A 23,688-nucleotide genomic window follows, 5' to 3' on the forward strand; every position below is an offset into this window, starting at 1 on the left:
CCGGTCTGCCGTCCGGGGAGGGCTCGGGAGCGCACTGCGCCGCTGCTGGGGAACGAACCGGCCCGGTGAGCGGGGTTTCCCGGGCGGACGAGGCCGCCCGAGCGGACGAGGAGGACGCGTGACGAGAGTGCGCGGTGTCGTGGCCACGGGCGAGCAGCAACCGGCGCAGATCGTGCCGATCGAGGTACCCGACCCCGGTCCGGGAGAGGCCCTCGTCCGCGTGCAGGCCTGCGGGGTGTGCCACACGGACCTGAGCTACCGCGACGGCGGAGTCAGCGACGAGTACCCGTTCCTGCTGGGGCACGAGGCGGCCGGCGTGGTCGAGGCCGTCGGCGAGGGCGTCACCCAGCTCGCGCCCGGGGACTTCGCGGTGCTCAACTGGCGGGCCGTGTGCGGCGTCTGCCGCGCCTGCAAGCGCGGTCGTCCGCAGCTGTGCTTCGACACCCGCAACGCGCACCAGTCGATGACGCTCGAGGACGGCACCCCGCTGTCCCCGGCGCTGGGCATCGGAGCGTTCGCGGAGAAGACCCTGGTCCACGCCGGGCAGTGCACCAAGGTCGACCCGCAGGCCGACCCCGCGGTGGTCTGCCTGCTCGGTTGCGGCGTGATGGCCGGGATCGGCTCGGCGATGAACACCGGCCGGGTCGGCCCGTCGGACACGGTCGCCGTCATCGGCTGCGGCGGCGTCGGGGACGGTGCCATCGCCGGGGCGGACATCGCCGGTGCGCGGCGGATCATCGCCGTCGACAAGGACCCGCGCAAGCTCGACTGGGCGCGCGCGTTCGGCGCCACCCACGCGGTCGACGCCGGCCGGCAGGACACCCCCGCGGCGGTCCGGGAACTGACCGGCGGGTTCGGCGCGGACGTGGTCATCGACGCGGTCGGAACACCGCAGACGTTCACCCAGGCGTTCTACGCGCGCGACTTCGCGGGCACCCTCGTGCTCGTCGGGGTTCCGCACCAGGACACGCGCCTGGACCTGGATTTCCTCGACGTGTTCGCCCGCGGCGGTGCGGTCAAGCCGAGCTGGTACGGCGACTGCCTGCCGGAACGCGACTTCCCGATGTTGACCGAACTCCACGAACAAGGACGGCTGCCGTTGCAGGAATTCGTCAGCGAACGCATCGCGCTGGACGGGGTGGAGGACGCCTTCGCCAAGATGGAACGCGGGGAGGTCCTGCGCTCGGTGGTGGTGCTGTGATGGCCCCGCGCATCGACCACACCACGACCTCAGGTGTCTTCTCCCTCGACGGCCAGTCGTTCGACGTGGACAACAACGCCTGGGTGCTCGGCGACGAGCGGGAGTGCGTCGTCATCGACGTGCCGCACGACGCGCAGGCCGTCCGCGGTCTCGTCGGCGAGCGCACCGTGCGCGCCGTGCTGTGCACCCACGCGCACGACGACCACGTCCGCGCCGCGCCCGAGCTGGCCGACGCGGTCGGCGCGCCGCTGCACCTGCACCCGGACGACCTCGTGCTCTGGCGGATGACCCACCCGGACCGCGAACCCGACCGGGAACTGGCCGACGGGCAGCGGCTCGAACTCGCCGGCTCGACGATCGAGGTGGTGCACACCCCGGGGCACGCGCCCGGTGCGGTGTGCTTCTCCGCGCCCGAGCTGGGGACCGTCTTCACCGGCGACACGCTCTTCGCGGGCGGTCCGGGCGCGACCGGTCGGTCCTATTCGGACTTCGACGTGCTGATCGGCTCCATCCGCGACCGGTTGCTGTCCCTGCCCGGCAGCACCGTCGTGCGTCCCGGCCACGGCGAGAACGGCACGATCGGCCACGCGCGGGAGAACATCGCCGACTGGGCCGCCCGCGGCTGGTAGACGATGCGCTGCCCGGCCCGGCGGGCCCGTGCGGTGTAATGGGAGCATGAGCGCACAGGAACCGCTGCGGGTGGGACTGATCGGCTTCGGCGTGGCCGGCGGGGGCTTCCACGCCCCCCTGATCGCCGCCGATCCCGACCTGCGCCTCGACGTCGTGGTCACCGCCAACGCAGAACGCGCCGAGCAGGTGCGGACCCGGCACCCGGATGCCGAGGTCGTCGGCGACGTGGACGAGCTGCTGGCGCGCGGTGAGCGGCTCGACCTCGTCGTGGTCGCCAGCCCCAACCGCGCGCACTGCGCCCACACCCGGGCGGTGCTCGAAGCGGGCCTGCCCGCCGTGGTGGACAAGCCCTTCGTGCCCACCGCCGCCGAGGGGCGCGATCTCATCGACCTGGCCGGCCAGCGCGACCTGCTGCTGACCGTGTTCCAGAACCGCCGGTGGGACAACGACATGCGCACGGTGCGGTCCCTGGTGGAGGAGAACGCGCTCGGCGAGGTGCAACGGTTCGAATCCCGGTTCGAGCGCTGGGTGCCCACGCCCAAACCCGGCTGGCGGGAGTCCGGGGGCGCCGAGGAGGCCGGCGGCGTGCTCTACGACCTCGGCAGCCACCTCATCGACCAGGCGCTGACCCTGTTCGGACCGGTCGCCGCCGTGTACGCCGAGATCGACTACCGCCGCCCGGACGTCGAGGTCGACGACGACGCGTTCCTCGCGCTGACGCACACCAGCGGCGTGCGGTCCCACCTGTGGATGAGCAAGACGACCGCGCAGTCCGGTCCGCGGTTCCGCGTGCTCGGCTCCGAGGCGGGCTACGTCAAGAGCGGTTTCGACCCGCAGGAGGACGCGCTGCGCGCCGGGCACCGCCCCGACGGGGCGGACGACTGGGGCGCGGAACCGACCGAGTCGTGGGGCGTGCTCGGCACGGACCACGACCGGCGCCCGGTGCACACGCTGCGGGGCGACTACCCGGCGTTCTACAGCGCCGTCGCCCACGCGGTCCGCACCGGCGGAGCCCCACCGGTCGATCCGGCCGACGCGGTGGCCGGCCTGGACGTCGTCTCCGCCGCGCGCCGCGCCGCGGCGGAGACGACGGTGGAGCGCCTCGTGTGAGACCGGAAGCCCCCGTGCGGGACCGGAAGCCGCGGAGCGAGCGGATCACCGCCCCGGGGGGCGGGTTCCGCGTTCACCGCGCCGCTTCCGGTTCGCCGGCCGCTGCCGGGGCGGGGGAGTGGTGGACGGTCACCGCGGTCAGCGCGTCGCGACCGGAGTCGCACTCGTCCGAGGACTGCTCCTGCTCGGCCGGGTGCTCGTCCTCCGGGGCACCTCCCTCCGCGTCCCGCGGCGACTCCTCCGCCGCCGCAGCGCCCTGCTCGGGGATCGCGCCGTCCTCCGCTTCGGGTGGTTCTCCGACCGGTTGCGAGGTGTCGACGGCGCTCGTGGTGCGGTCGATCAGGGAATACAGGCTTGCCGCCGTGATCGGGATGAGCCCGGCCAGGATGACGATCACGATATCCACCGCAGCCACTTCGCCTTTCACCTCACTTCGACCAGTCGTCGTGTTCACGGGAAACCCGACGCGATGACGTGATCATCCATTCGCGACCACGCTCGTCTATCGCAACGGGGAGGGGGAGTGTTACCGAACTTCGTTGGCCCGCACGCGGATTCACCGTCGAGGCGTTCTCCGGACAGCACGGCTCGCCTCGATGTTGCGGGGCGGTGGTCGACCGCCGCAGCACACACCGAGCTCCGTGAAATGTGAAAGTGATATCCGTTGGAACGGTTCGGCGAAGGCCGGAACAGTTCCCACTGTGCCATACAGCAATGTGCTGCGCCACCAGCGGGTTCGTCCGTTTGCGGTGGTCAGTGCGCCGCATTCGCCCCTATGCGCACTGCATTCGATTTGTCGCGCTCCGTGGCTCCCCGGGAGGCGCGAGTGCGGTGGTGCGCCGCTTTTCGCGGATTTCCGTTTCGCGAATAGTGCTTTTTGGCAAGGACTTTCGTCCTGTCGGCGCCGGCGGGCGACGTCCGGGACGTCCCCTCCGCTCCGCGGTGCGCGGTTTCGCCCGGTGAACGCGCGGCGAACTGCCGGCCGGTGCCTCGTGAACGCGGGGCGCGCCGCGCGGTGGTGAGCGCGCTCCTCGGAGCGGGTGCGCACCCCGGTTTCACCCCTCAGGGGTGATACGACTCACCTCCTCCTGGAGGTGCGGGCTCGTCGCGCCGCGCAGCTGCTCGCCGCAGCGCCGGCAGCTGGTGACCGCGCCGCCCGGCGGCGCGCACCCGTTCGGGTGGGGCAGCGCGACGCCCCGCCCGACCGGGCGCTCCGCGGTGCGTGCCACCGCACGCACCGCGGAACCGGTGCGGACTCACATCAGGGCGCACACCCCGTAGGCGGGCCGGTTCGGCGCCGCGGTGGGCTCCTGCTCGGGTGCGGTGCAGCCGGTGCGGGCGAACGTGCCGCCGACCTCGAGGTAGGTCTCCCAGTACTGCGGGGCCTCCGCGAAGTTCGGCTCCATCGTGCTCTGCCGCAGCGCCACGTCCGGCCGGTCGTTGCGGTCCAGCGACACCAGCGCCGCACCGCCCGCGGCCCCGGTGATCTCGTCGGTGACTTCGATGCCCCCGTTGCCGGTGAGCAGCAACGACTTCGCTCCGCTGGAGTGCGCTCCGGTGCTGTAGGTGATCGCGCAGCGCTGCGCGTCGTTCTCCCAGCCGCAGGCGGCGTCGGTGAGCACCTCGTGCTCCAGCGTCGTCGCGTCCTGTCGCGCGCCGTTCGCGTAGTAGACCAGGTGGCTGCTCAGCGAGTCCTCCGAACGCCAGCCGACCAGGCGGGCGCTGTTCGGCAGGTCCAGGTCCACGGCGCGCTCGCAGTCCGGGCCGCACTGCGGCGGCGGGGTGACCGCGGCCGTCTCGGCCGGGGCGGGGGCGGTCCCGACCGCCGGCTCCGCCGGGGCGGGGGCGGTCCCGACCGCGCTCGCGACCGGCGCGCACACCGTCGTCAGCGTTCCGGCCATGACCAACCCCACGCTCGTGGCGAATGCGCGGAAACGCATGCTGCTCCTCCTTCGACCGGCGCCCCGGTCGTCGCTCTCGTCTGCTCTCACCCGTCGAGACGGGATCGAGATCGCCGGGGTTGCTTCCGCCGCGCGGTCGTTACCGTTTCGTGTCCGAAACGACGCGCAGCGTCAGCGATCAGCATACGGTCCGGGCGGCGCGGTGTGATCACGCAGGAGGGTGTTCCTCCCGTTCCGGGTTTTCCACCGGAATGGAGCACTCCGCGGGGTCCGGTTTTTCCTGAATCGCATTCGGTATTGTGGTGTTTCCGCGAGGCGGACGACGAGGCGGCTGTGTCCGGCGACGCGCCGCCCGGTCCGACCGTCCCCGGCGGGAGGCCCGTCCCCGGAAGAGGGCGCGGCGCCGTCTCGTAGTATGCGTGATCCGGTGCCGGTCGCCGCGCGAGTCGGGAAGCGCCGACGAGGCGGAGCAGGGCATCGCCGGCGGACACCGAGAACGGGAGGTCCTGGGTGAATCGGCGGGGTTTTCTGCTCGCCGCGTCCGCGGCCGTCGTGGGCGGCGGCGTGGCGCTGGGCTTGAACCGCACGTCCGCCGAGACCAGCGGAACGCTGCGCATGAACGTTCCCATGCGCAGCGAGATCCTGGGCATGGACGTGCTGCACACCGTGTACCTGCCGCCCGATCACTCCCCCGAGGACGCCCCGCCCGTGCTCTACCTGCTGCACGGCGGCACCACCGACGACAACACCACCTGGGCGCGCTCCGGTGACCTGAAGGCCACGCTGGACACGATGATCTCGGCCCGCCGCATCCCACCGGTGGCCGTGCTCTGCCCCGACGCCCGGCGCGACCCCAGCGCGCTCGCCGACCGGCAGCCCCGCACCTACTACATGAACGACCTGGACGGGCAGTTCCGCTGGGAGGACATGTTCGTCCGGGAGTTCATCCCGAAGCTGGAGGAGCACTACGGCGTCGGCGGGCAGCAGGCCAAGCGTGCGATCTCGGGGTATTCCATGGGCGGCTACGGCGCCCTGCTGTACGCCACCCTGTACCCCTCGACGTTCGTCGCTGCGGCGGGCTTGAGCTCCTCGCACCGCACCGACGAGCAGCTCGTGGAGATGTCGCAGGAGCAGTACGAGCAGCTGTTCGGCGAGGCGTGGGGCTACGGCCTCGAAGGTGAGGAGCGGCTCAACGAGCACGAGCAGCACTACAACCTCGTCGACATCATCCACCGCACCCCGCCGGAGCGGCTGCGCACCACCGGTTTCTACCTCGACGTGGGCAGCAGCGACGAGCCCGCGCTCGCCGCCAACGCCGAGCTGCGCGAAGCCTTCACCGACCAGCGCGTCGACCACGAGTTCGCGACCCACCCGGGTGCGCACGACTGGGACTTCTGGCGCGGCGCGCTCAGCCGCGTGCTGGAGTTCGCGGCCCGCCGGTTCCCCGACTCCACCACCGGCAGCTTCCTGTTCGAAGGGCTGTGACGCGCGGACGAGCACGGCGGTGCGGGAACTCGGCGCCCGGTCGGTTCGTTGTCCGTGCATGACACCCGGTGACCGGCTCGGCGCCGTCGATCCGGAGACGGCCCGCGCCCGCCTGTCCGAGCAGCGCGCGGAGACCGGCGCGCGGATCGACGCGCTGCAGCGCCACGTGGCCTCGATCCTCGAGACGTCCGAGTGGACCAGCCACGACGACGAGCACGACCCCGAGGGCAGCACGTTGGCCTTCGAGCGCGCGCAGCTGCAGGGGTTGCTCGAGGACGCGCGCCGCGAGCTGCGGGAGCTCGACGAGGCCGAGCGGCGCCTGCAGGCGGGCACGTACGGCACGTGCGAACGCTGCTCCGGCGCGATCGGTCCGCAGCGCCTCGAGGCGCTGCCGGCCGCGCGCGTGTGCGTCTCCTGCGCCTCGGCGCGCCGCTGACGCCTGCTGCCCCGACCTCCCGCCCCGCACAGGGGCGGGAGCAGCGTGGTCGGGGGCCGTCCTCGCGAGGCGGCGCCGGAGAACCCCCAGCGGGGCGTGCCGCGCACGCGGGGAGGAAGCGGCTGCGCCGCTTGCCGGCGGACCGGTGCGGCCGAGCACGCGGTCACCGATCCGCGGTCACCTAGGATGGGAGGGCAGCGCAGCACGCCGGAAGGAGACCGCGTGACCTCGGCCCGCCCGTCACCCGCGGGGCGCCACGACCCGCAGCGGTGCGAGTTCGCCAGCGACAACTACTCCGGGATCCACCCCGAGGTGCTGGAGGCGATCCAGCGGGCCAACGGGGGGCACCAGGTCGCCTACGGCGAGGACGTCTACAGCGCGCACCTGGGCGAGGTCTTCCGCGCCCGCTTCGGGGCGACCGCCGAGGCGTACTGCGTGTTCAACGGCACCGGGGCGAACGTCGTCGCGCTGCAGGCCATGACGGAGCGCTGGCAGTCGGTGCTGTGCGCCGAGGGCGCGCACATCAACACCGACGAGTGCGGTGCGCCCGAGCGGATCGGCGGGGTGAAACTGCTGCCCGTCCCGACCGGGGACGGCAAGCTCCGCCCGGAGGACGTCGACCGGTGCGCCGCCGGGATCGGCGACGCGCACCGGGCCCAGCCGGCGGTCGTGTCCCTCACCCAACCCACCGAGGGCGGTGCCTGCTACTCACCGGAGGAACTGCGCGCCCTGTGCACCCGCGCGCACGAGCGGGGCATGGCGGTGCACGTGGACGGCGCGCGGTTGCCGAACGCCGCCGCAGCGCTCGGCGCGGACCTGGCCGCGCTGACCGCTGACGCGGGCGTGGACGTCGTGTCGTTCGGCGGCACGAAGAACGGGACCATGTGCGGCGACGCGGTGGTCGTGCTCGCTCCCGGGGCAGTGCGCGGGATCGAGTACCTGCGGAAGTCCTCGATGCAGCTGGCCTCGAAGATGCGGTTCCTGTCGGTGCAGTTCGAGGCGTTGCTCGCCGGCGACCTGTGGTTGCGCAACGCCCGCCACGCCAACGCCATGGCCCGCAGGCTCGCCGACGCGGTGCGCGCGCTCCCCGGCGTGCGCCTGGTGCGCGAACCCGAGGTGAACTCGGTGTTCGCCGTGCTGCCGCGGGAGGTGACCGAACGCCTGCAGAAGCGCTTCCGCTTCTACACGTGGGACGAGCGCACCGGCGAAGTCCGCTGGATGACGACGTTCGACACCACTGAGTCCGCTGTGGACGAATTCGCCGCAGCGCTGGCCGAGGAGCTGCGCGCCCACGAGGCGCAGTAGCCCTCCCGCGGCCCGGGCGCCGCGTCCCCGCATCCCCGCATCCCCGTGGTGCACCTCACCTGATCCCGTCTGCGCAGCTCAGCGGTTCCGCGGGCGGAGCTTTCAGCGCGTTCCCAGGTGGTTCGCACAGTCCTCGCACCTCCATCCGGCCTGCTGGGCGGTGTCGGACCGCAACAGGAACGAGGTGAGGGGATGGATCGCGCGAGAGCGGAAACCAGCGGGAGCACCACCGAGCGGGCTGACCGGCGAACGGCGACCGTCGACGTGGTGATCCCGGTCCACAACGAGGAACGGGCGCTGCCCGGCAGCGTGCGGACCCTGAGCGCCCACCTGGGCGAGCGGTTCCCGTTCCGCTGGAGCATCACGATCGCCGACAACGCCAGCACCGACCGCACGGCGCACGTGGCGCACGACCTGGCCGCCTCGCTGGCGAACGTGCGCGTGCTGCGCCTCGACCGGAAAGGGCGCGGACTCGCGCTGCGCACCGCCTGGGGCTACAGCGACGCCGACGTCGTCGCCTACATGGACGTCGACCTGTCCACCGGGCTCGACGCGCTGCTGCCGCTGGTCGCCCCGCTGGTCAACGGCCACTCCGACGTGGCGGTCGGGTCGCGCCTCGCGCCCGGGGCGCGCACCGTGCGCGGTGGCAAGCGGGAAATCGTCTCGCGCGGCTACAACGCGTTGCTCCGGTGGACTCACGGCGCGCGGTTCACCGACGCGCAGTGCGGTTTCAAGGCCGCGCGGACCGCGGCGGTGCGGCCCGTGCTGGAGCGGGTCGTCGACGACTCGTGGTTCTTCGACACGGAACTGCTGCTGCTCGCCGAGCACAACGGGTTGCGCGTGCACGAGGTACCGGTGGACTGGGTCGAGGACCTCGACTCCCGCGTGGAAGTCGCCAGAACCGCGTTCGACGACGTCAAAGGGCGGCTGCGCTACCACGACCTGGAGCTCGACGAGGACACCTGCGAGGTGCGCCGCGGCGGGCGCCCGGTGGACCTCTCGCCGACCGAGTTCAAGCTCCTGCGCTACCTGCTGGTCAACGCGGAGGAGGTGGTCAGCAAGATCCAGATCCTCGACCGCGTGTGGAGCTACGAGTTCGGCGGCGACGGGCGCATCGTCGAGTCCTACATCAGCTACCTGCGCCGCAAGGTCGACACCGGCGAACCGCCGCTGATCCACACGGTCCGCGGGGTCGGGTACGTGCTGCGCCTGCCGCGGGACGGCGCATGAGCGGCGGACGGGGACGTCGATCCGCGGTTTCGCCGAGCTGCACCGGCGCAGCGAACCCGGTCCCGACGACGCGCGGCAGATGATGTCCCGGATCGAGCACCAGGCGCAGCGCATGAGCGACCTCGTCGAGGACCTGCTGCTGCTGGCGCGGCTCGACCGGGAGCGCTCGCTCGAACTCGCCGAACTCGACCTGCTCGGCGTGGCGCGCGACGCCGCGGACGACGCCCGGGCCCGCGACCCGGACCGCGCGGTCGACGTCGACGCCGAGGGCTCGGTCCGCGTGCTCGGCGACGGGGGCGCGTCCGCCAGATCGCCACCAACCTGGTCACCAACGCCCTGGTGCACACCGCGCCCGGCACGCCCGTGCGCCTGGCGGTGCGGCAGGGCGCGGCCGACCCGTCGGCGCTCGCCGCCGCCGGAGCCGACCTCGCGGCGGGCGAACCGGTGGGCGTGCTCGAAGTCGCCGACAGCGGTCCCGGCATCCCGCCCGAGGAGGCGGGGCGCGTCTTCGACCGCTTCTACCGCGTGGACACCGGCCGCCCGGGCAGCACCGGTCTCGGTCTGGCGATCACGGCGGCCCTGGTCGAGGCGCACAGCGGTCGGGTCGAACTGCACGGCGGTGAGCACGGCGGCAGCGTGTTCCGCCTGCTGCTGCCGCTGCCGTGAGGAGTGTGCTGCCGCACACCCGGGGGCGGTTCGTCCCGGTGCGGCGGGACCATCGAACGGACCGACGACGTGCCCGGGCCCTGCCACCGCCCGGCCCCGGGCGGTGGCAGGGCCCGGGCGATGGTTTGGAGAGCGATGAGCACGGAGACCGGTGAGCAGGTAACCGCGATCGAGTACTACTGGCGCCCCGGGTGCCCCTTCTGCATGGCGCTGGAGAGCTCGCTGCGCAGCAGCGGGCTGCCGCGGCAGGAGGTCAACATCTGGGAGGACCCGCAGGCAGCCGCGCGGGTGCGCGAGGCCACCGGTGGGGACGAGATCGTCCCCACCGTCTTCGTCGGCGCCCGGGCGCTGGTCAACCCGAGCCTGCAGCAGGTCGAGGACGCCGTGCGCGAGAACGCCCCGCACCTGCTCGACGCGGAGCAGCGCCCCGGCCAGGGCTGAGGGGCCGCAGATCGGTCGTCGACCCCTTCGGGGGTGGCCCGCGGGCGGTGACCGGCCGCGGCGCTCGCCGTGCGAGGGAGGGTCGGAGGTGGTGAGCTGACCCGGGTGGCCGCCGTCGAGCAGCCGGAGGTGCTGCGATGCCCGCGGAGCAGGTCGATGTCGTGGTCGTCGGGATGGGTCCGGGCGGCGAGGAGGTCGCCGCGCGGCTGGCTCGGGCCGGGTTGCGCGTGGTCGGGGTGGACCGCCGGCTCGTGGGCGGGGAGTGCCCCTACTTCGCCTGCATCCCCACGAAGATGATGGTCCGCGCCGCGGACGCGCTGGCCGAGGCGCGGCGCGTGGCCGATCTGGCGGGCAGCGCCGACGTGGTGCCCGACTGGACCCCCGTCGCCGACCGCATCCGCGACGAGGCCACCACGGACTGGGACGACCGCGCCGCCGTGGAGCGCTTCGAAGGCACCGGCGGGCGGTTCCTGCGCGGGACCGGGCGGATCACCGCGCCGGGGGAGGTCACCGTGTCCGGGCCGGAGACGACGACGGTGCTGCGCGCGGAGCGCGCGATCGTGCTCAACCCGGGCAGCGAGCCCGCCGTTCCCCCGGTCCCCGGGCTGGCGGGCACGCCGTACTGGACCAACCGCGAGGCGGTGCGGGCGTCCGCCGCGCCCGGGTCGCTGGCCGTGCTCGGCGGCGGACCGGTCGGCGCCGAGTTCGCCCAGGTCTTCGCGCGGTTCGGCACCGCCGTGACGGTGCTGGAGGCCGCGCCGCGGCTGCTGGCCGCGGGGGAACCGGAGGCCTCGGAGTCGATCACCGAGGTGTTCGACGGCGAAGGCATCGCCGTGCACACGGGCGAAACCGTGAACCACGTCCACCACCGCGACGGAAGGTTCGGCCTCGACCTCGAATCGGGGTACGCGCTGTGGGCCGACCAGCTGCTGGTGGCCACCGGTCGCCGCACGGACCTGGCCGAGCTCGGCGTCGCCGCGCTCGGCCTCGACGAGTCCGCGACCTCCCTCGACGTCGACCCGCGGATGCGCGTCGCCGACGGCGTGTGGGCCATCGGCGACGCCACGGGCAAGGGCGCGTTCACGCACATCTCGACCTACCAGGCCCGCATCGCCGCCGCCGACATCCTCGGGGAGGAACCGGAGGGCGCGGACTACCGCGCGGCGCCCGCGGTGACCTTCACCGACCCGGAGGTCGGCGCGGTGGGAACGACCGAGGAGCACGCCCGGCAGCGCTGGCCGCGCATCCGCACCGCCGTGACCGCCGTTCCCGCCTCCGCGCGGGGGTGGATCCACAAGACCGGCAACCAGGGGGTCGTCAAGCTCGTCGCCGATGCCGACCGCGGGGTGCTCGTCGGTGCCACCGCCGTCGCCCCGGCTGCGGGGGAGGTGCTGGGGCTGCTGGCCCTGGCGATCCACGCCGAGGAGCCCCTGCAGCACCTGCGGCGGCTGATCTTCGCCTACCCGACGTTCCACCGGGCCGTGGAGGCGGCGCTCGACGATCTCCTCGGGTGACGACCGGGGCAGGTGTGGCAGAGCGCGGCAGCGGGTAACAGCTGGTGGACTCGGCCGGTGCGCCGAGCGGGAACGTGTTCCGTCGCGGTCAACGGAGGCCGGTATGACTCTGCCGAACGAGCACAGCGAGGACATGCAGCGCTTCCTGCAGCAGGTGCGCGAGGAAGCGGGCCTGTCCTCGGCGCAGGAGGCCGAGCGCCTCGCGCGGGCGACGATCTCCGCGCTGTCCGAAGCGGTGACTTCGGGGCAGGTGAACGAGCTGGGGGCCGGGTTGCCGGAGGAGCTCCACTTCGAGCTGGGCGCCAGCACCGCGCAGGCCGAGCGGTTCGACATCACGGGTTTCCTCGACCGGATCAGCGGTGAGATCGCCACTGTGGACGGTGACGAGGTCCGGCGGGAAGTGCGCAGCGCGCTGCAGGTGGTGCGCGACTGGGCGCCGGAGGGCGAGATCGACGACACGATCGCGCAGCTGCCGGAGAGCCTCGCGGAGCTGTTCCGGTGAGCCCTGCGCCCGGTCCCGGGAGTCGTGCGCGGCCTCGCGGTATCGGGTGCTCTTGTCGGGGCACAGGAAAGCCGCGTTTCCCGCGTTCCCGCGCTCGCCCCTAGCGTCGGTGGCACGGTCCGGAGTACCGGGCCGGGACGACGAGAGGGGTTGCACATGGTGGACACAACGGTGCGGGACGCGGTCGTCGTGATCGGCGGCGGCGCGAAGAACCTCGGCGGGCTGCTGGCGACGCGGTTCGGCTCCTCCGGTGCGAAGGTCGTGGTGCACTACCACGGCGACGCCTCGGCCGCCGATGCCGGGAAGACCGTCGAAGCGGTCGAGAACGCCGGCGGTCAGGCCGTGTCGGTGCAGGGCGACCTCACGCGCGTGGCGGACGTGCGCCGTCTTTTCGACGCTGCGGTGGACACCTTCGGCGGTGTCGACATCGCGGTGAACACCACGGGCATGGTGCTGCGCAAACCGATCGCGGAGACCACGGAGGACGAGTTCGACGCGATGTTCGCGATCAACGCCAAGGCGGCGTACTTCTTCATCCAGGAAGCCGGGCGGCGGCTCAACGACAACGGCAAGATCATCAGCATGGGCACGTCGCTGCTCGCCGCGTTCACCGACGGGTACTCGACCTACGCTGGCGGCAAGGCGCCGCTGGAGCACTTCACCCGCGCCGCGGCCAAGGAGTTCGCCGACCGCGGCATCTCGGTGAACACGGTGGCGCCCGGCCCGATGGACACCCCGTTCTTCTACCCGCAGGAAACGCCGGAGCGGGTGGAGTTCCACAAGTCGCAGGCCCTGGGTGACCAGCTCACGCAGATCGAGGACATCGCCCCGGTCATCGAGTTCCTGGCCACCGACGGCTGGTGGTTCACCGGGCAGACGCTGTTCCCGAACGGCGGCTACACCACCCGGTGACCGCGCGGTGCGGGGGGCCGGCGCCGCTCGCGGTGCTCCGCTTCCGCCGGTCGCCCGCGCTGGCGCACGCGCCCTCCGGGAGGGGGCGGACCGTGAGACTGAAGGCGCGATCAGCAGGCGAGTGGTGCGTCGAATGGCAGTGGACCTGCACAAGCTGGAACATCTCATCGCGGTGGCCGAGGAGGGCGGGTTCACCCGCGCGGCCAAGCGGTTGCACCTGTCGCAGCAGGCGCTGTCCACCTCGATCCGCGCGCTGGAGCGCGAGATCGGCGTGGATCTGCTGGACCGCAGCGGTAACGCGGTCACCGTGCTCCCGGCCGGCCAGGCGCTGATCGCCGACGCGCGCGTGCTGCGGGGAGTGGCGGGTGCTGCGGTCCAACGCGCCCGGCGCATCGGCCGGGGGGAGGGCGAGAGCCTCCGCATCGGGCACACCCCGGCGGTCACCGGGGACGAGATCACCGCCCTGCTCGCGTCCATCCGCAGTGGACCTGCAACGTTCACCACCCAGGTCAACCAGCGCTACCCCGGGGAGTTGACCGAGCAGCTGCTCGCCGGGGAGCTCGACCTCGGGCTGTGCCGCGCGCTCTCCCCGCCGCGCGGTCTGCGCCGCAGCACCGTGGCGCACCACCGGCTGCGGGTGGCCGTGGCAGCGGACCACCGGTTGGCCGGGCGCAGCGCCGTGGGGATCGACGAGCTCGCCGAGGAGACCATCGTGGTGTGGGGGCAGCCGGGGCGCTCAGGCTACACGGAGCTGCTCGCCGAGCACTGCCGCCGCGCCGGTTTCGAACCGCGGCTGCAACGCAACCCGGTCCAGGGGACACCGCCGGTCACAGCGGTGCTCGGAACGCGGTACGCCGCCTTCGTCACGGCCGCGCCCGGACCCGCGGCGCAGGGGGAGGTCCGCGTGCTCGAGGTGGAGCCGCCCGCGTTCGTCCCGCTGCACGCGCTCTGGTCGCAGCACACCTCTTCGGAAGCGCGGGACGCGTTCCTCGCGGCGGAGCCCGACCTCCCGCAGCGCGCCGATGCCGCGGAGGCGGGCGTGCGCCCGGGCGAGTGAGCCGTCTCGGAGGGATCGGAGGGAAGCGCCGCGCCCGGAGGTCGGGCGCGGCTGCCGTTCGGTGGCAGCGGCACGGGAACGACCCGTGCCGCCGCCCGGGGGCGGTGCGGTTGCGGGCTGCCGGTGCTCGGGGAGCGTTCGCAACCGGTGTCCGGTCACCGGGTCAGTTGTTGTTCTGCAGCCGCCTGTTCCAGGGCGAGAACCCGGCCTGCTCGGCCTCGGCGGCGCTCCGGAACCACACGGTGGCCTTGGTGCGCTCGTAGTACGGCGACTGCATGGTGTGGTAGCGCTTGGAGCGCACATTGCCTTTGATCCGGTGCTCCTTGTCCGGGGACCGCCCGTCGGGTTTGGCCCACACCGCCCCGGGGAAGGGGGGCTGGTCGTCCTCGTCCGGTTCGGCCTGCGGTGCGGCGGGGTGCGACGGGGCGGACTCCCGGGGGAGCGTGCGCTGCCCGCCGGAGTCGGGCTCGCGGGGAGCGGGAGGCGCGGTGCGCGGCCACTCGCCGGTGCCCGCCACCCGGCCGTCGTCCTCGCCGGGGTCCTCGCGTCCGCGCTCGTGCGCCCCGGTGCGGGCGGCGGCGGTCTCGGCCGGGTCCGGAACGCGCGGGTGCGCGGCGGGCACCAGCGTGATCTCCGGGACGTGGTCGCTCGTGCGCAGCAGCGTGACCGCGTCCTCGCCGCCGCGCCGGCGCGGCGGGGCCACCGGTGCGGAGGTGTTCCCGTCCGATGCCCTCGCCGGCAGGGCGCGGGGACGCACCGCCGGCGGCGCGGGCGCCACCCGTGCTGCGGGGCCGGAGACCGGCAACCGCCGCATCGGGCGGCCGAGGAGGACGTCGGCGGCGAACGTGCCGGCGGTGAAACACGCAGCCAGCACTGTGAACAGCGGGAGTCCGCCGCCGGTGAGCGCAGTGCACACCACCGGTATTCCGACGGCGGTGATCGTCCACAGGAGCCACTGCCGCCTGCCGGCGGAGGGCGCCCGGTGCTTCGGCTTGGACACGAAACCACCCCGAGTCGTCCGCGAGATCGTTGATCGGTTGCAGGCGCTTCACATCACGAACGGAGGCGCTCAGCCACTCGAAGTTCCCCGGACAGGTGAGTTCCGGCGTAAAGATTCATCCGCGAGGGTGATTTGTCGGGCTCGCTGGGGCAGCCGGTGAACCGACCGCCGAGGAGCGCGCTCACGAGGTCGGCAGCACCCGCGGTGAGCGGGGTGCGGCGTGCAGGCACTCCTCGCACGTGGGCCAGCCGCGCGGCACCGAGTCCGGGGCCAGCGGACCCCACCCCAGGTGCCCGCACAGCGCCTGCACCACGCGGTAGCCGTCGAGCTGGCCCTCGGGTGCGTCCGGAGCGACGAAGTGGATCGTGTGCTCCCCCCATAACGCGGTGGCGTAGCGGCCGGTCGGGGAGATGCGCGCGCGGGCCGGGTAGGTGGTCAGCTTGGAGCGCGTCGAGGTGCCCACGGCGGCGTCCGCGCCGTCCTCCCCGAGCGCGGCGAGCATGCAGGTCGAGCACGGGGCGCCGACGAACCGCGGCACCACTTCCGCGTCGTGCGGCGCGATCTCGTCCCCGCAGGCGGCGCGCCAGAGCGGCACCGCCGGGCCGTCCTGCTCCGGCACCCGGTAGGCGTGCACGGCGGGAGGACGCCCACCGTTCGTGGGCCGCCTGCGGCGGGCGAGCACGACGCGCATCGAACGACCTCCGGGAGCGATCCCACCAACGGAGTAACACGGGGTGTGTCGGGGTGACAGTAACCGGAGTGGTCGCACCACCTGCGACCCGGGCTCGTCCCGGGGGGCCAGCCGTGCGAACTGCGCAGCGCAGCCCCGCAGCGGCCCCGGGATCGGCCGGTGGCGCGCGAGTTCCTGGACAGACCACCGAACGCCGGGTTTCCTGGAGAAGTAACCGGCGATTTCGGACTTCACGTTCCCCTCGGAGTGCACCATGCCTGGATTTCCGTTTCCCGCGGACGCGCAGCACGCGCACCCGCACGCCGAAACGCCCGGCGGGGACGCACGCGGCGTCGAAGTCCCCGACGCGGCGACCGCCCTGCCCGAGCAGCGCACGGCGGGGGCGCACACCCCGGCGCGGCTGGTGATCACGCGGGGCCCCGAGGCGGGCAGAGCCCTCGACCTGGCCGGCGAGCGCGTCCTGCTCGGCCGCCACCACGACTGCGACCTCGTGCTCGAGGACACGACCGTGTCGGACCGGCACGCCGAGATCCGCCGCGAGGCGGACGGGCGGCACCGGATCCTCGACGCGGGATCGCTCAACGGCGTGTTCCTCAACCGCAGACCGGTCACCAGCGCGGAACTGCACGACCGCGACGAGCTCTGGATCGGCAAGGTCCGGTTCACCTTCGAGGAGCCGCGATGACCGGGGCGGTCACCGCGGCCGCACCAGCAGCGCCTGCGCGCTGTTGCCGACCTGGCCGCGCTCGTCGTGCAGCACCGACATCGCCGTGCCGGCGCCGTCCGGTCCGATCACGGTGTCCGCGTCCAGCCCGATCCACTCCCCGGCGGGTGGGCGCTGGACGTGCACGGTGAGCTCGGTGTTGATGAACAGCCAGCTGCGCATGTCGAGCCTGCTGGACACCCCGCTGGCGGAGTCCGCGACCGCCATCAGCCGCTGCAGCGGTGTGGGGTCCTCGCCGGCGACGAGCGGGACCCGCTGCCGCATCCACACCTGCGCCGGTCCCGGTTGCTCGAACCCGCCGGAGAGGTGGGCCCACTCCATCGCCCCCAGGTACCCGGTGAGCGGCTCCTGCGCGCGCGGGCGCGCCCCGGCCGGCAGCGGTGCGGCCGCGCCCGCGCTCTGCGCGCTCGTGTCCGTGCGCGCGAACCGCCACGCGCTCGCCCGCGCCACCGGGCGCTCGGCGGTGCTCAGCGTGGCGGTGAGCAGCTGAACCGACCGGCCGGGGCGGGAGACCTCGGCCGCGACCCGCAGGTCCGCGATCGGCACCGGGCCGAGGATCTCCACGGTGATGCGCCCCAGCAGGGCGCCGTCCTGCGGCTCGCAGCCCTCCAGCGCGCGGGTGAGCAGGGCCGCGGGAGGACCGAAGTGCTGCGCCTCCGGGGACCACGGGCCGGCGGTGTGCTCGGTGGAGCGCACGTGCTCCCCACCGAGGAGTTCGTAGAACGCCTCCACCTCGGAACTTCCTCTCGCAGCGCGGATCGTGCCGCCGCGCGGCGGGGACCGCGCAGCGGCACGATCCTAGTGCTCCGAGGCGGCTCGGCGAAGAGCGCGCAGCCCCGTGGGCGCTACGACTAGACGACGACGGTGAGCGCGAACGCGAGGAGCACGACCGACACCCCACCGCCGAGCGAGGCCCCCGGCGAGGGCGGGGCGTGCAGCTTCGCACCGGCACGTCCGAGCGCCATGAAGACGCTGGCCGCGGCGATCACCAGCAGCCCGGAGAACCGCCCGAGCGGGATGAACAGCGCGGCCGCGTCGGTGAGCAGGGACAGCAGTGAGAGCAGCGACAGCGCCGCGGAGACCAGCCCCGCTGTCGTCAGCCAGCCGGGCAGGGCCCGTCCCCGACGCGCGGCCGCTGAGACCGCGCCCACCAGGAGGCCGAGCCAGGCCGTGTGCGCGGCGCCGCCGGTGAAGAAGTTCACCTGGCGCAGCGCGCCGACCAGCGCAGGGCTGTCCGTGATCTGCTCGACGGCCAGAGTGGTGCCGACCAGCGCGGACACGGCCAGGAAGGCGGAGGCGAGCGCGCCGCCCACGACGGCGGCCGCGGACAGCCCCGCGGACTCCGGGTCGGCCCGGCGGGCCAGGTTCGCGTAGGGCCCGGTGAACGCGGCGAGCAGCACCGCGGCGAGCGCCTGCAGGAACCCCCGCAACCGCGCCGCGTCAGTGTGTTCGAGGAAGTGGCGCTGCACTTCGAGCGGATCCGTGTCCGGCAGGTTCTCCGGTGCCGAGGCCGGGACGAGGAAACCGGCGAACACGAGGCCGCCGATGAAGACCGCCGCGCAGAGCAGGCCTGTCAAGGCCGCGGGATTGCGGGGCGCTAGCCTGGTGTCTGGAGGATCCATGCCGTCGATGCTCGTGGCGCGGACTGGCGGCCGTCATCCGCTGCCGCGCGGATCCGCTGCTACGCGCGTTTTCGTAGGCCGCGGGTCCGGTGTACGCGCCGCGACGTAGACCCCCTCCTGCGGGGAGGCGGTTCGTTCGACGGCCGGGTCCCGACCGCCGCAGGGGCGCTCGCGGAGCACGGGGTTCGCCATGGCCGACTGGTCGTTGTCGCGCACGTTCGACTCGCCGCAGGGCGTGGTTCGCTGGGATGCCTTCGGCGCTGGGCCGCCGGTCGTTCTGCTGCACGGCACGCCGAACTGGTCGTTCCTCTGGCGCGGGGTGGTCGAGCAGCTGTCCGCGCGGCACTGCGTCTACGTGTTCGACTGGCCCGGGTTCGGCCGGTCGGCCCGGTTCGCGGGCCAGAACATCTCGTGGGACGAGCAAGCCCGCCGGCTGCCCGAGCTCTTCGCGCACTGGGAGCTTGCCGCACCCACCGTCGTGGCCTTCGACTTCGCCCCGATCTTCGCCCTGCGCGCCCACTTCTTCGAGGGGCTCGATGCGGGGGCCTTCGTCTTCGCCGACGCGGCCGTCATCCCGCCCTTCGTGTCGGACTTCTCCCGCGTCGCGCGGGAGGACATCGGCACCATGCGCCGCTTGCCGGCGCACATCGCCGAGGGCATGATCGCCGCGCACCTCGCGCGGACGACGCACCGGCCGATGCCACCGGAGGTGTTCGAGGAGTACATGTCGCCCTGGCGCGGTGAAGACGGCGTGGCCGCGTACTGGCGCGCTGTCGCCCGCTACGACGAGGACCTGGCGGCACCGCTCGTGTCCCGCCTCGGCCAGCTCACCGTGCCGACACGGCTGCTGTGGGGCGAGTTCGACGCCTGGATCCCGCCGGAGAAGGCCCGCGAGCTCGCTGCCGCGCTCGACGGGGCGGAACTCAGGTTCATCCCGGAAGCCGGGCACTTCTCCCCGGAGGACAACCCCCGCGCCTTCGCCGCGGAGATCCTCGACTTCGAACGTGAGCTGGGGCGCTGACCGGGTATGCGGCGGTGCTGACCGGGGGTGCGGCCGGGCGAGCGCGCGTGCTCCGCCGGTTCGGGGCGTGCGCGGTGCCCGGAACGCTGCGCGGCCGCCCCGAGCCCCTCAAGCAGCCAGGTCGCGCCGGCGGAACGCGAGTAGTCCCAGCGCGCCCAGTGCGGCGGCGAGTCCGGTCAGCGCGGTCAGCGGCGCGGCGGCGAGCTGCTCCGAGGGCACTTCCGGCACGTGCGCGAACGGGGAGAGGCCCCGCACCCAGTCGGGCAGCCCCAGCAGTTGGCCGAACATCGCGGCGAAGAACGCGTGGCCCAGCACGATCCAGACCGCGGCCACCGCCCGCGGGGCGAGTCCGAACAGGGCGAACGCCAGCCCGACGAGCACGGCCAGCGCAGGGAGGTACGCCAGCGGCGCGAGCACCAGACCACCCGCGTAGGTGAACTCACCGGTGTTCGCCGCGTGCGCGGCACCGGCCCCGAGACCGCCGGCCAGCAGCACGATCGCGGAGCCGAGCAGCGCCGTGCCCAGGTGGGCGGCCGTCCACCGCCACCGGGGAACCGCGGCGGCCAGCACCGGTTCGAGCAGGCCGCTCGCTTCTTCACCGCGCGTGCGCAGGATCGTCTGCAGCGCGTAACCGCCCGCCAGGACCGCCAGGAACAGGAAGTAGAAGCCGAACACGCTGTCGGTGAGATCTCCCCCGCCGAACAGCTGCCGGTAGATCCGGATGTCGGTGAGCGCGCCGGCCTGGCCCGCGATCATCCCGCCGGTGGCGCCGCCGGCGAGCAGACCCGCGCCCCAGCCGAGCAGGCTCGCGCGCTGCTGCCGGAAGGCCAGGCCGAACGGTGTCGTCAGCGCGGGGCTCGCCGCGCTGCGCCCGGGACGGGCGCGGCGCAGGCCGGCGCCGAGGTCGCGCCGCGCGGACAGGGCGTAGGCGAGCGCGGCCAGCAGCAGCGCCGCCGCGAGCAGCAGCACCAGCGGCCACCACCGCTCGTCCGCGTACGGCCGCATCCCCTGCGCCCAACCCAGCGGGGAGAACCACGACAGGGCGTTGCCGCGCGCGTCCCCGACCGCGCGGACGGCGAAGGCGAGCCCGAACACCGTCGCGGCCAGCGACACGGCCGCCCGCGCGTACTCGGTCACCTGGGCGGCCGCGGCGGCGACCCCGGCGAAGACCAACCCCAGCGCGGCCGCGCCGGCGCCGAAGGCGGCGGAACCCGGCCACGGGAAGCCGACCGCGCCCAGGCCCCCGGCGATCCCCGCGCCGAGGACGGCGTCGGTGGCGAACGCCAGCAGCGCGCTCGCGGTCAGCGGCGCGTGCCTGCCCACGGCGGCGGCGCGCAGCAGTTCGGCGCGCCCGTTCTCCTCCTCGGCACGGGTGTGCCGGACGAGCAGGAAGATGTTCAGCAGGGCCACCAGGACCAGCGTGGTCGTGCTCAGCTCGCTGGCGATCATCGGCCCCAGGTGCTCCAGCGTGGCCCGCTCCAGGCCGTAGCCGGGACCGGTCAGCGCGACACCGGCCGGGTTGCCCTGGATCAGCGCGACGCGCGTCGCGACCTCGGCGTCGGTGCGGAAGATGTCGCCGAAGCTCGCCGCGCTGCCGACGACGGTGCCGATCACGGCGACCAGCCACACCGGGATGCGGAGGCGGTCGCGCCGCAGCGCCAGGCGCAGCAGCGCGCCGGTCCCCGCCAGGGCGCGGGGACCGCGTGGCGCGGCGGCGCGCTCCGCGCTCGCGGTGTTCGTGCTCATCCCCGGGCCCATCACCGGTCGTCCTCCGCGGCTTCGTCGGGACGGGTGCCGTTGCGCTCGGCGAGCTCCTCGCCGTAGTGGCGCAGGAACAGCTGCTCCAGCGTGGGCGGTCGGCTCACGAGGCTGCGCACGCCGAAACCGGTGAGGTGCCGCATCGCGGCGTCGAGGTGCTCGCCGTCCACGTCGAACCGGGCGCGCGCGCCGTCCGCCTCGATCCCGTGCACGCCGTCGAGCCGCGCGAGCCCTTCGAGCGGTGTTCGCGTTTCGACCTCGACGGTGGTGCGGGTGAGGTGCCGCAGCTCGCCCAGCGTGCCCGCTTCGACGGTGCGCCCGGCGCGGACGATGCTGACCCGGTCGCACAGCGCTTCGACCTGCGCCAGGATGTGGCTGGACAGCAGCACCGTCCGCCCCTCGGCGGTCTGCTCGCGGATGCACTCCTGGAAGACCGCCTCCAGCAACGGGTCGAGACCGGAGGTGGGTTCGTCGAGGACCAGTAGCTCGCACCGGGCGGCCAGCGCGGCGATGATCGCGACCTTCTGCCGGTTGCCCTTGGAGTAGGTCCGGGCCTTCTTCGTCGGGTCGAGGTCGAAGCGCTCGACGAGGCTGCTGCGGCGGCGCTCGTCGAGGCCGCCGCTGAGCCGCCCCAGCAGGTCGATGGCCTCCCCGCCGGTGAGGTTCGGCCAGAGCGTCACGTCCCCGGGGACGTAGGCCAGGCGCCGGTGCAGCGCCACCGCATCGCGCCAGGGATCGCCGCCGAGCAGGCGCACCCGGCCGCCGTCGGCGCCGAGCAGGCCGAGCAGGATGCGGATCGTCGTGGTCTTGCCCGCGCCGTTGGGGCCGAGGAACCCGTGGACCTCGCCCGGGCCGACCTGGAGGTCGAGCCCGTCCAGCGCCCGCGTGCGGCCGAAGTCCTTGACCAGGCCGGTGGCTTCGATCGCCTCGCTCATGGCATCCGAGCTTAATGGATATTATGAATTTGTGAAATAACATCATGATGTAGGTTCAGAGGAGCAGAAGGGAGGGCGCCGTGGCCGCAGGCCCGAGGAACGACCGGACCGGCGGAGACCGCGCGGGGGAGGAGCAGGCGGCGCTCCGCGACGTTGTGGAGCGGGTGGGGCTCGTGCTCGCCGAGAACGGCCTGCCGCGCATGACCGCGCGCGTGTTCGCCTACGTGCTCGTGGACGACGCGGACCGCTACACCGCCGGTGAACTCGCCGCCGGTCTGCAGGTCAGCCAGGCCGCGGTGTCCAACGCGGTGCGCCAGCTCGTGCACGCCGGGTTCCTGGACAAGGTGCGCGAGCCGGGCCAGCGCAGCGACCAGTACCGCATCGACGACGAGGACGTGTGGTCGGCCATCACGCGTCAGCGCATCCCGAGCCTGCAGCGCTGGGAGAAGGTGCTGGGCGAGGTCGTCGACCAGGTGCCGGACGGACCCGGCAGGCGGCGGGTGCAGGAGACCCTGGCCTACCTGTCGTTCCTGCAGGCGGAGCTCCCCGAACTCGTCGAGCGCTGGCAGCGCTACCGGCGGTGGTTCCACGAAGGGCTCGACACCGGCGGCTCCGCGTGAGCGCACCCGCACCGCCGGGCGTGCGCCCCGCGGTGCGGTTGCTGCGGTGCTACGTTCGAACCGGCGAGCCAGTACCGCGAGAGACCGGAGGCGGCATGAGCGAGCAGTCTGTCCCCGCTGGACAGCCTCCCGAACCGGAGCAGCCCAAACAGGGCATGTTTCGTCCGGAGGTGGACGTCCACCAACCGGAGCGGCAGCGGCGCTGGACCGTCCTGCTGCGACTGCTGCTGCTCCTGCCGCACTTCGTCGTCGCGGGGGTGCTCGGCTTCGCCGCGTTCGTCACGGTCGTCATCGGCTGGTTCGCCGCGCTGTTCCTGGGGCGGATGCCGCACTGGATCTCCGGGTTCCTCGAGCTGTTCGTCACCTACCAGGCCCGGATCAGCGCCTCCTCGATGCTGCTGGTGGACACCTACCCGCCGTTCGTCATCGACGAGCCTGACTACCCGGTGCGCTTCGACGTCCGCCCGGGTCGGCTGAACCGGTGGACCGTGTTCTTCCGCGCGATCCTCGCCATCCCCGCGGGTCTCCTGGCGTCCCTGCTCAACTACGGCTGGGCGGTTCTGGGGTTCTTCTTCTGGCTGATCGTGCTCGTCGCGGGGCGCACGCCGCGGCCGATCTTCGACGCCGGCGCGGCGGTGTTGCGGTTCCAGTTCCGGCTGCAGGCGTACACGTTCCTGCTGACCGGCACCTACCCGCGGCGGTTGTTCGGCGACGCACCGGCCGTGTCCGCCCCCGGGCCGCGGGCGCGGGGCACCCGCCCGCTCGTGCTCGGCAAGGGCGGCCGTGCGCTGGTCATCGTGTTCATCGTGCTGGGGGCGCTGGCGTGGATCGGCCAGAGCGCCACGCAGGCCGTCCACGGCCCGGACGAGCAGCACCCGGTCGAGTACGAGCACGTCCGGTACGCGCCGGGCGGGTGACTCCCCGCAC

The 23,688-nt window shown here is 73.4% G+C and carries 25 protein-coding genes and 1 pseudogene; 18 read left to right on the top strand and 8 right to left on the bottom strand.

From position 1 onward, the window contains the following. Positions 1 to 118 precede the first annotated feature (118 nt). From ACVGV0_RS07235 to ACVGV0_RS07245, 3 genes are read left to right on the top strand one after another with little or no spacing between them, the layout of a single operon-like run. Complete coding sequence (locus ACVGV0_RS07235) at positions 119 to 1,201, top strand: S-(hydroxymethyl)mycothiol dehydrogenase (RefSeq protein ID WP_459159087.1); 1,083 nt, start codon at positions 119 to 121, stop codon at positions 1,199 to 1,201. Beyond that, entirely contained in the window at positions 1,201 to 1,830 is a 630-nt protein-coding gene (locus ACVGV0_RS07240) for an MBL fold metallo-hydrolase (RefSeq protein WP_459159088.1), read from the top strand. Before ACVGV0_RS07235 ends, ACVGV0_RS07240 begins: the two co-directional genes overlap by 1 nt. A gap of 46 nt (positions 1,831 to 1,876) precedes the next feature. Next, entirely contained in the window at positions 1,877 to 2,941 is a 1,065-nt protein-coding gene (locus ACVGV0_RS07245) for a Gfo/Idh/MocA family protein (protein ID WP_459159089.1), read from the top strand. A gap of 73 nt (positions 2,942 to 3,014) precedes the next feature. On the opposite strand, the gene ACVGV0_RS07250 is transcribed toward ACVGV0_RS07245, so the two are convergent. Both ACVGV0_RS07250 and ACVGV0_RS07255 read right to left on the bottom strand, forming a co-directional pair. Continuing rightward, positions 3,015 to 3,356: a hypothetical protein gene (locus tag ACVGV0_RS07250; protein WP_459159090.1), complete on the bottom strand. Its 342-nt coding sequence runs from the start codon at positions 3,354 to 3,356 to the stop codon at positions 3,015 to 3,017. Positions 3,357 to 4,197: 841 nt separating this feature from the next. Continuing rightward, a complete protein-coding gene (locus ACVGV0_RS07255; protein ID WP_459159091.1) occupies positions 4,198 to 4,881 on the bottom strand; it encodes a hypothetical protein in 684 nt (227 codons plus the stop codon). Between the two features lie 471 nt (positions 4,882 to 5,352). Here ACVGV0_RS07255 and ACVGV0_RS07260 point away from each other — a divergent pair, with 471 nt between their 5' ends. The 11 genes and pseudogenes from ACVGV0_RS07260 (at position 5,353) to ACVGV0_RS07310 (ending at position 14,390) form a co-directional block, all read left to right on the top strand. Beyond that, positions 5,353 to 6,327 carry an alpha/beta hydrolase gene (locus ACVGV0_RS07260; RefSeq protein WP_459159092.1) on the top strand — a complete coding sequence of 325 codons (975 nt, stop codon included), beginning with the start codon at positions 5,353 to 5,355 and terminating at the stop codon, positions 6,325 to 6,327. A gap of 58 nt (positions 6,328 to 6,385) precedes the next feature. Beyond that, positions 6,386 to 6,763 carry a TraR/DksA family transcriptional regulator gene (locus ACVGV0_RS07265; RefSeq protein WP_459159093.1) on the top strand — a complete coding sequence of 126 codons (378 nt, stop codon included), beginning with the start codon at positions 6,386 to 6,388 and terminating at the stop codon, positions 6,761 to 6,763. 222 nt (positions 6,764 to 6,985) lie between these two features. Continuing rightward, positions 6,986 to 8,068 carry a threonine aldolase family protein gene (locus ACVGV0_RS07270; RefSeq protein WP_459159094.1) on the top strand — a complete coding sequence of 361 codons (1,083 nt, stop codon included), beginning with the start codon at positions 6,986 to 6,988 and terminating at the stop codon, positions 8,066 to 8,068. 192 nt (positions 8,069 to 8,260) lie between these two features. Next, positions 8,261 to 9,298, top strand: a complete 1,038-nt coding sequence (locus ACVGV0_RS07275) for a winged helix-turn-helix domain-containing protein (RefSeq protein WP_459159095.1) — start codon at positions 8,261 to 8,263, stop codon at positions 9,296 to 9,298. A gap of 37 nt (positions 9,299 to 9,335) precedes the next feature. After that, positions 9,336 to 9,398 (top strand): annotated as a pseudogene (locus tag ACVGV0_RS07280) (hypothetical protein); the annotation flags it as partial. A 239-nt stretch (positions 9,399 to 9,637) separates the two neighbouring features. Next, the gene (locus tag ACVGV0_RS07285) at positions 9,638 to 9,964 is read left to right on the top strand and encodes an ATP-binding protein (RefSeq protein ID WP_459159096.1); all 327 of its coding nucleotides are present in this window, start codon (positions 9,638 to 9,640) and stop codon (positions 9,962 to 9,964) included. Positions 9,965 to 10,099: 135 nt separating this feature from the next. Further along, complete coding sequence (locus ACVGV0_RS07290) at positions 10,100 to 10,405, top strand: glutaredoxin domain-containing protein (protein ID WP_459159097.1); 306 nt, start codon at positions 10,100 to 10,102, stop codon at positions 10,403 to 10,405. 137 nt (positions 10,406 to 10,542) lie between these two features. Next, positions 10,543 to 11,919, top strand: a complete 1,377-nt coding sequence (locus tag ACVGV0_RS07295; protein WP_459159098.1) for a dihydrolipoyl dehydrogenase family protein — start codon at positions 10,543 to 10,545, stop codon at positions 11,917 to 11,919. A gap of 103 nt (positions 11,920 to 12,022) precedes the next feature. Next, positions 12,023 to 12,421, top strand: coding sequence for a DUF2267 domain-containing protein (locus ACVGV0_RS07300; RefSeq protein WP_459159099.1), 399 nt, complete (start codon positions 12,023 to 12,025; stop codon positions 12,419 to 12,421). 156 nt (positions 12,422 to 12,577) lie between these two features. Further along, complete coding sequence (locus ACVGV0_RS07305) at positions 12,578 to 13,333, top strand: SDR family oxidoreductase (RefSeq protein ID WP_459159100.1); 756 nt, start codon at positions 12,578 to 12,580, stop codon at positions 13,331 to 13,333. A gap of 133 nt (positions 13,334 to 13,466) precedes the next feature. Further along, on the top strand, positions 13,467 to 14,390 hold the full coding sequence (locus tag ACVGV0_RS07310; protein ID WP_459159101.1) for a LysR family transcriptional regulator: 924 nt from the start codon (positions 13,467 to 13,469) through the stop codon (positions 14,388 to 14,390). A 163-nt stretch (positions 14,391 to 14,553) separates the two neighbouring features. Here the strand turns inward: ACVGV0_RS07310 and ACVGV0_RS07315 are convergent, their stop codons facing one another. Next, positions 14,554 to 15,390, bottom strand: a complete 837-nt coding sequence (locus ACVGV0_RS07315) for a sunset domain-containing protein (protein WP_459159102.1) — start codon at positions 15,388 to 15,390, stop codon at positions 14,554 to 14,556. A gap of 181 nt (positions 15,391 to 15,571) precedes the next feature. Continuing rightward, positions 15,572 to 16,081 carry a hypothetical protein gene (locus ACVGV0_RS07320; protein WP_459159103.1) on the bottom strand — a complete coding sequence of 170 codons (510 nt, stop codon included), beginning with the start codon at positions 16,079 to 16,081 and terminating at the stop codon, positions 15,572 to 15,574. A 253-nt stretch (positions 16,082 to 16,334) separates the two neighbouring features. Between ACVGV0_RS07320 and ACVGV0_RS07325 the strand changes: the two genes are divergently transcribed. Continuing rightward, complete coding sequence (locus ACVGV0_RS07325; protein WP_459159104.1) at positions 16,335 to 16,766, top strand: FHA domain-containing protein; 432 nt, start codon at positions 16,335 to 16,337, stop codon at positions 16,764 to 16,766. 9 nt (positions 16,767 to 16,775) lie between these two features. Here the strand turns inward: ACVGV0_RS07325 and ACVGV0_RS07330 are convergent, their stop codons facing one another. Both ACVGV0_RS07330 and ACVGV0_RS07335 read right to left on the bottom strand, forming a co-directional pair. Then, complete coding sequence (locus ACVGV0_RS07330; protein ID WP_459159105.1) at positions 16,776 to 17,537, bottom strand: thioesterase family protein; 762 nt, start codon at positions 17,535 to 17,537, stop codon at positions 16,776 to 16,778. 119 nt (positions 17,538 to 17,656) lie between these two features. After that, positions 17,657 to 18,382 carry a hypothetical protein gene (locus ACVGV0_RS07335; RefSeq protein WP_459159106.1) on the bottom strand — a complete coding sequence of 242 codons (726 nt, stop codon included), beginning with the start codon at positions 18,380 to 18,382 and terminating at the stop codon, positions 17,657 to 17,659. A gap of 235 nt (positions 18,383 to 18,617) precedes the next feature. Between ACVGV0_RS07335 and ACVGV0_RS07340 the strand changes: the two genes are divergently transcribed. Further along, the gene (locus tag ACVGV0_RS07340; RefSeq protein ID WP_459159107.1) at positions 18,618 to 19,448 is read left to right on the top strand and encodes an alpha/beta fold hydrolase; all 831 of its coding nucleotides are present in this window, start codon (positions 18,618 to 18,620) and stop codon (positions 19,446 to 19,448) included. A 108-nt stretch (positions 19,449 to 19,556) separates the two neighbouring features. Here ACVGV0_RS07340 and ACVGV0_RS07345 read toward each other — a convergent pair whose 3' ends face one another. Then, the gene (locus tag ACVGV0_RS07345; RefSeq protein WP_459159108.1) at positions 19,557 to 21,194 is read right to left on the bottom strand and encodes an ABC transporter permease; all 1,638 of its coding nucleotides are present in this window, start codon (positions 21,192 to 21,194) and stop codon (positions 19,557 to 19,559) included. 11 nt (positions 21,195 to 21,205) lie between these two features. Next, positions 21,206 to 22,141, bottom strand: coding sequence for an ABC transporter ATP-binding protein (locus ACVGV0_RS07350; RefSeq protein WP_459159109.1), 936 nt, complete (start codon positions 22,139 to 22,141; stop codon positions 21,206 to 21,208). An 80-nt stretch (positions 22,142 to 22,221) separates the two neighbouring features. Here ACVGV0_RS07350 and ACVGV0_RS07355 point away from each other — a divergent pair, with 80 nt between their 5' ends. Both ACVGV0_RS07355 and ACVGV0_RS07360 read left to right on the top strand, forming a co-directional pair. Continuing rightward, a complete protein-coding gene (locus ACVGV0_RS07355; RefSeq protein WP_459159110.1) occupies positions 22,222 to 22,761 on the top strand; it encodes a GbsR/MarR family transcriptional regulator in 540 nt (179 codons plus the stop codon). Between the two features lie 95 nt (positions 22,762 to 22,856). Continuing rightward, the gene (locus tag ACVGV0_RS07360; protein ID WP_459159111.1) at positions 22,857 to 23,678 is read left to right on the top strand and encodes a DUF4389 domain-containing protein; all 822 of its coding nucleotides are present in this window, start codon (positions 22,857 to 22,859) and stop codon (positions 23,676 to 23,678) included. Positions 23,679 to 23,688: the final 10 nt, after the last annotated feature.

It is taken from the genome of Salinifilum ghardaiensis, assembly GCF_054491345.1.

Bases quoted from the DNA above. Each gene is read 5' to 3' on its own strand.
- ACVGV0_RS07295 (WP_459159098.1), top strand. From the start codon at position 10,543: ATGCCCGCGGAGCAGGTCGATGTCGTGGTCGTCGGGATGGGTCCGGGC.
- ACVGV0_RS07275 (WP_459159095.1), top strand. From the start codon at position 8,261: ATGGATCGCGCGAGAGCGGAAACCAGCGGGAGCACCACCGAGCGGGCT.
- ACVGV0_RS07240 (WP_459159088.1), top strand. From the start codon at position 1,201: ATGGCCCCGCGCATCGACCACACCACGACCTCAGGTGTCTTCTCCCTC.
- ACVGV0_RS07345 (WP_459159108.1), bottom strand. From the start codon at position 21,194: ATGAGCACGAACACCGCGAGCGCGGAGCGCGCCGCCGCGCCACGCGGT.
- ACVGV0_RS07325 (WP_459159104.1), top strand. From the start codon at position 16,335: ATGCCTGGATTTCCGTTTCCCGCGGACGCGCAGCACGCGCACCCGCAC.
- ACVGV0_RS07350 (WP_459159109.1), bottom strand. From the start codon at position 22,141: ATGAGCGAGGCGATCGAAGCCACCGGCCTGGTCAAGGACTTCGGCCGC.
- ACVGV0_RS07265 (WP_459159093.1), top strand. From the start codon at position 6,386: ATGACACCCGGTGACCGGCTCGGCGCCGTCGATCCGGAGACGGCCCGC.
- ACVGV0_RS07290 (WP_459159097.1), top strand. From the start codon at position 10,100: ATGAGCACGGAGACCGGTGAGCAGGTAACCGCGATCGAGTACTACTGG.
- ACVGV0_RS07245 (WP_459159089.1), top strand. From the start codon at position 1,877: ATGAGCGCACAGGAACCGCTGCGGGTGGGACTGATCGGCTTCGGCGTG.
- ACVGV0_RS07360 (WP_459159111.1), top strand. From the start codon at position 22,857: ATGAGCGAGCAGTCTGTCCCCGCTGGACAGCCTCCCGAACCGGAGCAG.
- ACVGV0_RS07310 (WP_459159101.1), top strand. From the start codon at position 13,467: ATGGCAGTGGACCTGCACAAGCTGGAACATCTCATCGCGGTGGCCGAG.
- ACVGV0_RS07320 (WP_459159103.1), bottom strand. From the start codon at position 16,081: ATGCGCGTCGTGCTCGCCCGCCGCAGGCGGCCCACGAACGGTGGGCGT.
- ACVGV0_RS07340 (WP_459159107.1), top strand. From the start codon at position 18,618: ATGGCCGACTGGTCGTTGTCGCGCACGTTCGACTCGCCGCAGGGCGTG.
- ACVGV0_RS07305 (WP_459159100.1), top strand. From the start codon at position 12,578: ATGGTGGACACAACGGTGCGGGACGCGGTCGTCGTGATCGGCGGCGGC.
- ACVGV0_RS07255 (WP_459159091.1), bottom strand. From the start codon at position 4,881: ATGCGTTTCCGCGCATTCGCCACGAGCGTGGGGTTGGTCATGGCCGGA.
- ACVGV0_RS07300 (WP_459159099.1), top strand. From the start codon at position 12,023: ATGACTCTGCCGAACGAGCACAGCGAGGACATGCAGCGCTTCCTGCAG.